This is a genomic window from Porcipelethomonas sp., assembly GCF_051893655.1.
GTDB lineage: Bacteria > Bacillota > Clostridia > Oscillospirales > Ruminococcaceae > Porcipelethomonas.
On record NZ_JBJFHN010000109.1, the window covers coordinates 1 to 8,245 of the forward strand.

Genomic DNA, 8,245 nt, shown 5'->3' on the forward strand with positions numbered 1-8,245 from the left:
TTGCTCTCAGAGGGGAAGATACATCCAGAATAATCCTTGAGAGCTGAAAAAATCACAGCGGTGAAAAAATACCGCTGTGATTTCTTTTTGCATTATAATAAATTTACAGTTACTGACTGCAAAATCAGTCAAAAAGTCTTCAGCCTTTTGATACGATCAATCCACTGAATTTATAAACATATCATATATTCTTCTGATGGCTTCTTCAAAATCAGCTTCACCGATACCAATAATTACATTAAGCTCACTTGAACCCTGATCAATCATTTTTACATTTATTCTTGCATGTGCCATTGAAGCAAATATTCTCGCAGCAGTACCTCTTGTGCGAATCATTCCGCGTCCTACAACCGCCAGCATGGCGATTTCTTTTTCCAGTTCAATATGATCAGGAGCAACAGCTTTTCTTATCTGGGAAATAACCTCGTCTTCCTTGCCCTCAATCTGGCTGTAAGGGAAAATAAGAGAAAGCGTATCTATTCCTGAAGGCATATGCTCAATTGAAATTCCGTTGCTTTCCAAAACTTCCAGAACCTTGCGGCAAAAACCAAGCTCACTGTTCATCATAGCTTTTTCAATATTTATTGCAGCAAATCCCTTTTTACCAGCAATACCAGTAATAGTATACTTGCTGAACTCATCGTCAGGGACTTCTGAAACTATCATTGTACCCGGTTCTTCCGGACTGTTTGTATTTTTAATATTAATAGGAATACCAGCGGCTCTTACCGGGAAAATTGCATCCTCATGCAAAACAGTAGCACCCATATATGAAAGCTCACGAAGTTCCTTATATGTTATAACGCTGATAGGCTTAGGATTTTCAACAATTCTCGGATCAGATACTAAAACACCTGAAACGTCAGTCCAGTTCTCATACACGTCAGCCTTTACAGCACTTGCAATAATTGAACCGGTAACATCAGAGCCGCCTCTTGAAAATGTTCTTACATTTCCGTTTACATCAGCACCGTAAAATCCCGGAATAACTGCTCTTTGTGTATTCTGAAGCTTTTTTCTGAGATTCGGCTGAGTTTTTTCACTGCTGAAGCTGCCGTCCTCATTGAAAACGATAACAGATGCAGCATCAATAAATTCATATCCTAAAAGGGATGCCATTATAATACCGTTTAAATATTCGCCTCTGCTTGCGGCATATTCACTGCCTGCCTTGGCTGAAATGTTTTTCCGGATCTCTTCAAATTCCTTGTCAAGAGAAAGGTCAAGACCTAAATCCCTTATAATACCGTTGTATCTGTCTTCAATAGCACTGAAAGCTGCGTCAATACTCTGGTTTTCCATTGCCAGCTTGTTGCAGTTATAAAGCATATCAGTTACTTTTATATCGTCAGAATATCTTTTTCCCGGTGCGGAAGGCACTACATACCTGCGGCTTTCATCGCTTTTGATTATGTTTGCGGCTTTTGTTATCTGCTTTGCATCTGCAAGACTGCTGCCGCCGAATTTTACCACTTTAACGCTCATTTATCTATACTCCTTAAATATTTTTGTCTGAAATCACGCAATTATTAGTATATGGCATTTTATGAAAAAAATCAAGTGTAATAAAATACAAAATATAGGTGATTTTTTTGTGTTCTTTTGTCGAATACGCTTGTACGCCAGAGAAAGACAAGAAACATCATGCACATTGTTGACAAAGTAGTTGATATATGGTAAAATATAAAAGTAGTTAATAGTGTTAGCTTTTTTTGCAGAAAAGAGGTAAAAACCAGGTCAGGATATTATGAATTACGAACATTTAACTGAAAAACTTATGGATTCCCTCAGAAATTCATATTATAAACCGCCTATATCTGACTGTGATTTCTTTCTTCAGGGTGAACACAAGCTTTTGAATCATTTGTATATATGTGAAAACAAACCGAAAAAGCCTGTGGAACTTTGCAGAGAACTGAGTATGACAAGTGCAAGAGTGTCGGCGGCATTAAAAATTCTTGAGAAAAAAGGTTTTATAAAGCGTGAACAGGCGGAATCTGACAAGCGAAGTGTTATGATTTCCCTTACAGACGAGGGTATTGAATACATAATAAAGGCTCGCAGATCGGTTTACAATGATGTTGAAAAAAGTCTCAGGCGTATGGGTGACGATGCTCAGGAATTTGTAAGGCTTATTGCAAGAGCCGCAGAAATAATAGAAAAAGCAGAAAGTGGGCGGAAGACAAATGAATATAAATGATTTTTTTGCCGGAACAGTATTTGACGCATATGAATATTTTGGAGCACACAGGAAAAATTCAAAAATTGTTTTCAGAACATATGCTCCGGGAGCTGAAAAGGTAAATATTTTCGGCAGCTTCAACGGCTGGACGGAAGAACCCATGAAACGTGACAGCGTCGGTATTTATGAATTTGAATCAGATAAGGCACATTTCGGAGATATATATAAATATGTGATATATACAAAAAACGGAGAACGTGTGGAACACTGTGATCCATACGGCTTTGGAATGGAGCTGCGTCCTGCATTTGCTACATACATTGTAAATCTGGAGGAATATAATTTTTCCGATGAAAAATGGATGCACAGCAGAAATAAAAATTATAATTCACCAATGAATATTTATGAGGTTCATCTGGGTTCATGGAAAACAAATCCCGATAATCCCAACGGCTGGTATAATTACAGTGAGATAGCCGATATGCTTATTGACTATGCAAAGCAAAATCATTATACACATCTGGAATTTCTTCCGCTGTCAGAACATCCGGCAGACTGTTCATGGGGATATCAGAATACCGGATTTTTCAGTCCTACTTCCAGATACGGAACGGCGGCTCAGCTTATGGAGCTTGTGGATAAGTGCCACCAGAACGGAATCGGCGTTATAATGGATTTTGTACCGGTACATTTCGCTGTTGACGGATATGGTCTTGCAAAATATGACGGCACTTTTCTTTATGAATATCCGCCGTCAGATGTGGGTATCAGCGAATGGGGAACGTGTAATTTCAATCATTCCAGAAACGAAACAAGATGCTTTGTACAGTCCGCCGCCAATTTCTGGCTTGAAAAATTTCATTTTGACGGACTGAGAATGGACGCTATAAGCCGTGCCATATACTGGGGCGGAGATCCTGCAAGAGGCGTAAATGACCATACGGTAAGCTTTCTGAAAAATATGAATACAGGTCTTCGCAAGCGTCATCCTTCGGCAATGCTGATTGCTGAGGACTCAACTTCTTTCCCCAAAATTACTGCTCCTGTTGAATATGACGGTCTGGGCTTTGACTATAAATGGGATCTTGGCTGGATGAATGATACCCTTGACTTTTTCAGAACAGCCCCGTGGGAACGCCATAATCACTATTACAAACTGACCTTTTCTATGGCGTATTTTTACAGCGAACTTTTTATTCTCCCCTTTTCCCATGATGAAAATGTTCACGGCAAGGCTACTATAATCCAGAAAATGTATGGGGATTATGATGAAAAGTTTATGCAGTGCCGTGCATTGTACATGTACATGTATGCTCATCCGGGCAAAAAGCTGAACTTCATGGGAAATGAAATAGGACAGTTCCGTGAATGGGCAGAGGATCGTGAACAGGACTGGGATATACTGCATTATCCTCTTCATGATGCTTTCCGAAAATATATCTGCAAATTAAATGAATTGTATACTGAAAATCCGGCTCTTTATAACGGCGAATATGATATGAGCAATTTCAGATGGCTTGTTGCAGATGACTGTGAACAGTGCGTTTACGTTTTTGAAAGAAGCTTCGGAACTCACAGTGTTATAAGTGTGTTTAACTTTTCTGGTACAGAGCAGAAGGTATCCTTTGCAGCCGGAAAATATTCAAAACTCAAAGAGCTTTTAAACAGCCGCTGGGAGGAATACGGCGGAGATGTTCCACGAAAAAAATCTCCTTATATTGCTGCCAAAAAGAAAGGTCAGAGCGAAATTTTCACTCTGACAGTAACGCCCCAGACGGGTATAATGTTTAAAGCGTATTAAAATTCCGGTCAGGCCCGTTGAAAAGGCTTGACCGGAACTTTTATTTTATGCCGAAATGTTTTCCAGAACCTGTCTGAGATTTTTGGTATCGCCGCCGTTTGTACCATACATTTTAAAGTATTTTTCAGACATTTCGTCATCACCCAACAATTTGCAGGCAACAGATGCCGCACTCATTGCCTGATACAATTTCCCGTTTATTTCAAGAGCATGCATGGCGTTTTCCAGTGCTTTCTGCGGTTCATTGTTATTAACATAAAACGACGCAAGATTGCAGTAGGCATAGGCATTATCAGGATTGTACGTCACAGCGTTTTCATAGGCTCTGCAGGCTTCTGCCGTCCTGCCCTGTTCATAGTAAATAAGTCCCAGATTCGACCATGCTCTGGAATTGCTGACATCTGATTTAAGCAGTTCTTCATAGGTTTCAGCAGCAGCATTTGACATATTCTGATCCCTTAAAACAAGTGCCTTGAATGTAAGTACTGCTGAATGATCGCTTATGGATACACAGCTGTCTTCCAGCTTGTTGAGTATTTTAAGAGCTTCCTTATCTTTGTCAATATTGAACATGTGAATTGCTTTCATAAGCTGTTTATAGCTTTTGCTGTCATGCTCAAAGGCGTCATTTATAATATCCTTATATTTGTCCTTATATACTCTGTAGTCACCATAGTTTATTGAACCTTTTCTTTTAAATCCCATTAGTGCCAATATGTAGGAAACCATAACGATAACTGCCTTTGCAATAAGACGGTAATCTTTTTCCTCTGCTATAAATGCTGCATATACTGTAAGAATGGCTATGGCAGCGATAATGATAACGCTTATGATAGTAAGCATTTTTGATTTCATGATTTTCTCCTTTATAATTCCTCAGTTTGTACATTCGTAAGTGCTGAAAAAATTTCAATATCATAATTGGGAATATAAAGTTCAAATTCTCCTATTATATCTTCTATTTCTATAATATAGTAATTGGCATAATATATATTCTGACTATTCTGAGTAATTTTATATTCTTTATATTTTTTTGAATTATAGTCTTCTACCTTGTGCCAATAAGGAAACATTGCTCTTTTCTTGGCTTTTTTTATTCTTTTTACTGATTCAAGAGGAATCATCATAACTTCATACATATCTGCAATACATAAATATCTATCCTGAGCATAGACGTACTTACAAATATTTACATAGTCAAAGTTAAAAGACGGCACGACTTTTTCTTTATCATTTTTTATTTTGTATCTGAATGACAATACATCTATTTCTACAGCATTTTCGGGTATTTCAAGCTGGCTCACCGATTCATTATATATGCTTTCCATATCATCAGAAAAATCCGAGAATTCCTCACTTTCCATAACCTTTCGGTTTTTTATCTTTTTAACTGCCCAAAGTATAAAAAATATGATCCAGCAAATTCCTTCAATATAAAAAAGATATGGCGCATTATGATAAGCCTGTGCTAAAGTTATATCATCCTTATCAAGAAGGATTTTTAAATCAGACACTAAAATTATAGTACCCAGTCCGCCGCATATAGTCATCAGTATATCCAGCGGCAATGAAAGTCCGGATTTTTTCTCAAGCTCTTCACCTGTATGAAAAAAAGTCTCCAGCCGGTCACGCTGCTGCGGCGTTACCTGTCTTGAAATAAACACAGAGCCGTCTTCTTCCATATTATCCTTTGATTCGGTAATATTTATCCCAAATAAATTTTTCATTGTCACATTCCTTTATTAAAATAAAAGCGACTCAATTATGAGCCGCTTTATAATATTAAGCTATAAATAGGTTTTGATTAGCCCAGTTCAGCAAAATACTTGATTGTTCTAACCATCTGGCTTGTGTATGAGTTTTCGTTGTCATACCATGAAACAACCTGAACTTCATACAGATCGTCAGCAATCTTTGAAACCATTGTCTGAGTAGCATCAAAGAGTGAACCGTACTTCATACCGATAACGTCTGAAGAAACGATAGGATCTTCATTGTAACCGAATGATTCGGAAGCAGCAGCCTTCATAGCAGCGTTGATGCCTTCAGCAGTAACATCCTTGCCCTTAACAACAGCTGTCAGGATTGTTGTAGAACCTGTTGGTACAGGAACTCTCTGTGCAGAACCGATGAGCTTGCCGTTGAGTTCAGGAATTACAAGACCGATAGCCTTAGCAGCACCTGTTGAGTTAGGAACGATGTTAGCAGCACCAGCTCTTGCTCTTCTCAGGTCACCCTTTCTGTGAGGACCGTCAAGAATCATCTGGTCGCCTGTATAAGCGTGGATTGTTGACATGATACCGCTCTGGATTTCTGCATACTTGTTAAGTGTGTCAGCCATAGGAGCGAGGCAGTTTGTTGTGCATGAAGCAGCTGAAATGATCTTGTCATCAGGTGTCAGTGTCTTTTCATTTACACTGTAAACAATAGTCTTAAGATCCTTGCCTGCAGGAGCAGAAATAACAACCTTCTTAGCACCTGCATCAATGTGCGCCTGAGACTTGTCCTTTGAGCAGTAGAAACCTGTGCACTCTAAAACTACGTCAACACCGATTTCACCCCATGGGAGTTCAGCGGCATTAGCCTTAGCATAAATTGTAAGAGTCTTGCCGTCAACTGTGATTGTACCAGCTTCGTCATCAGCAGAGATAGTGTGAAGATTTTCACCGATTCTTCCGCAGTAACCGCCCTGAGCTGTATCATACTTGAGCAGGTTAGCGAGCATTGAAGGCTTTGTAAGATCGTTGATAGCAACAACCTCATAACCTTCTGCACCGAACATCTGTCTGAATGCAAGACGACCGATACGGCCGAAACCATTAATAGCAACTTTTACTGACATTGGAAAATTACCTCCTAAATATTTATATTATTATTGTACACTAATTTATAATTTTTTTCAAGTGCTTTGACAAAAAAATAACTAATTTTATTTCCGAAAATGTTATTACTGTCAAAAATCACAGAAAATCAAGCTCGAATTTGTTGCTTTTCACTATGGGAAATTATTAAAATATTTTATTATCATGCTTCCCTGAAAAAATATATTCCTTTTTTTCAAAAAGGAGGTGGTCAAGCCTTATTTAAAGTACCTCATAAAAGAAAGCCATGTCCGGAAGTTTTTGCCAAGCTTTTTTCAAAAAGCGGAGGGGGGTTGTTACAAACGATAAAAATCGACGAAATCAGACTGAAATCTTGTTGTTTTTTAACAATTTATTTTAATAAATTGTTATTTGTACTTAATTTATTCATAAATTTGTTGTATAATAAAGAAGAATGATATTACCGGCGGAAGGAGAACCTGATGCATAACAATAATATTGATGTTTTAAAAGATTTATTCGGACATTCGTCAGAAAATGTATATATAACGGATTATGATCTTAATGTTTTATGGTGCAATAAAGATGATAAAGATTCAGCTTTCAGCGGAATAAGCTGCCGGGAGCTGTTTTGTGATGAACGTCTGCCGCTTGAAAGCGGAGAATACTATGTAAAATATAACGGACTGATTTTTTCCTGCCGGGTAATAAATTTTCCGGATTGTGAAAACGGTATATATGTTATCCAGAGCAACGGCGATGACGTTATGTTTTCCTTTATTAAATGCAAGGGAATCAGAGAATTTCTTATGAATCAGTCAAGTGTTGTACGACAGGCTGTCACTGCAATAACATTTTCCAGCAATATGCTTCATAATGTACTTGATGAGGCAGATCTTTATTCTGACCATAAATACCTGGATATAACAATGGGCAATTGCTATAAGCTGCTCAGGACAGTAGTAAACACGAATGAACTTATAAGGTATACGGATGGCAGCCTGACATATGAAAAAATTGATTTATCAGTCGTTACAGAAGAATTTATAAAAAACTGCCGGCAGATACTGGGAGATAACATCGAAATTCGTCCGGAAATTGAAAAGGAACTGTATATAAAGGCTGATACTGAAAGACTTGTTGCATGCCTGCTTTCTCTGGTAGTACTTGTCAACGGCAGAAATCCGGAAAACAATGTTATTATATTTACTGCCGAACGAATAGGCGATTTTGTATCAATAACTGCCAAAGCAGAAAGCAGCGGTCTGGATTCCGGAAGCAGAACCTTCAGCAGAGATGCTGAATTGTATAAAGGAGATGAAGTGGATTCCGACCTTTTTGTTGTCAGCCGATTCTGCAGGACTTTCGGGGGTACGCTTTACGTATCCGGCAGTTCAGATGAAAAACGCAGCTTTAGTATGCGGTTTCCGTTTTGCAATA

Annotated in this window: 7 protein-coding genes; 3 read left to right on the forward strand and 4 right to left on the reverse strand. The window is 38.3% G+C overall.

Annotation, left to right across the window (positions count from 1 at the left end):
* Positions 1 to 156: 156 nt before the first annotated feature.
* Positions 157 to 1,485: an aspartate kinase gene (locus tag ACI4WO_RS06340; protein WP_439806718.1), complete on the reverse strand. Its 1,329-nt coding sequence runs from the start codon at positions 1,483 to 1,485 to the stop codon at positions 157 to 159.
* Between the two features lie 262 nt (positions 1,486 to 1,747).
* Between ACI4WO_RS06340 and ACI4WO_RS06345 the strand changes: the two genes are divergently transcribed.
* Both ACI4WO_RS06345 and glgB read left to right on the forward strand, forming a co-directional pair.
* A complete protein-coding gene (locus tag ACI4WO_RS06345; RefSeq protein ID WP_439806719.1) occupies positions 1,748 to 2,200 on the forward strand; it encodes a MarR family winged helix-turn-helix transcriptional regulator in 453 nt (150 codons plus the stop codon).
* Positions 2,187 to 3,983 (forward strand): 1,4-alpha-glucan branching protein GlgB, encoded by a 1,797-nt coding sequence (gene glgB / locus ACI4WO_RS06350; RefSeq protein ID WP_439806720.1) that lies wholly within the window; start codon positions 2,187 to 2,189, stop codon positions 3,981 to 3,983. The genes ACI4WO_RS06345 and glgB overlap by 14 nt, the downstream gene beginning before the upstream one ends.
* A 45-nt stretch (positions 3,984 to 4,028) precedes the next feature.
* Here the strand turns inward: glgB and ACI4WO_RS06355 are convergent, their stop codons facing one another.
* The 3 genes from ACI4WO_RS06355 to gap form a co-directional block, all read right to left on the reverse strand.
* On the reverse strand, positions 4,029 to 4,838 hold the full coding sequence (locus tag ACI4WO_RS06355; protein ID WP_439806721.1) for a tetratricopeptide repeat protein: 810 nt from the start codon (positions 4,836 to 4,838) through the stop codon (positions 4,029 to 4,031).
* 11 nt (positions 4,839 to 4,849) lie between these two features.
* On the reverse strand, positions 4,850 to 5,710 hold the full coding sequence (locus ACI4WO_RS06360) for a hypothetical protein (protein WP_439806722.1): 861 nt from the start codon (positions 5,708 to 5,710) through the stop codon (positions 4,850 to 4,852).
* 77 nt (positions 5,711 to 5,787) lie between these two features.
* Complete coding sequence (gene gap, locus ACI4WO_RS06365; RefSeq protein WP_439806723.1) at positions 5,788 to 6,825, reverse strand: type I glyceraldehyde-3-phosphate dehydrogenase; 1,038 nt, start codon at positions 6,823 to 6,825, stop codon at positions 5,788 to 5,790.
* Between the two features lie 462 nt (positions 6,826 to 7,287).
* Between gap and ACI4WO_RS06370 the strand changes: the two genes are divergently transcribed.
* On the forward strand, positions 7,288 to 8,245 hold a 958-nt coding region (locus tag ACI4WO_RS06370; RefSeq protein WP_439806724.1), incomplete at its 3' end, for a hypothetical protein.

What these genes read in the sequence shown, in the direction of transcription:
- ACI4WO_RS06345 (WP_439806719.1), top strand. Translation starts at nt 1,748, where the DNA reads ATGAATTACGAACATTTAACTGAAAAACTTATGGATTCCCTCAGAAAT.
- glgB (WP_439806720.1), top strand. Translation starts at nt 2,187, where the DNA reads ATGAATATAAATGATTTTTTTGCCGGAACAGTATTTGACGCATATGAA.
- ACI4WO_RS06340 (WP_439806718.1), bottom strand. Translation starts at nt 1,485, where the DNA reads ATGAGCGTTAAAGTGGTAAAATTCGGCGGCAGCAGTCTTGCAGATGCA.
- gap (WP_439806723.1), bottom strand. Translation starts at nt 6,825, where the DNA reads ATGTCAGTAAAAGTTGCTATTAATGGTTTCGGCCGTATCGGTCGTCTT.
- ACI4WO_RS06355 (WP_439806721.1), bottom strand. Translation starts at nt 4,838, where the DNA reads ATGAAATCAAAAATGCTTACTATCATAAGCGTTATCATTATCGCTGCC.
- ACI4WO_RS06360 (WP_439806722.1), bottom strand. Translation starts at nt 5,710, where the DNA reads ATGAAAAATTTATTTGGGATAAATATTACCGAATCAAAGGATAATATG.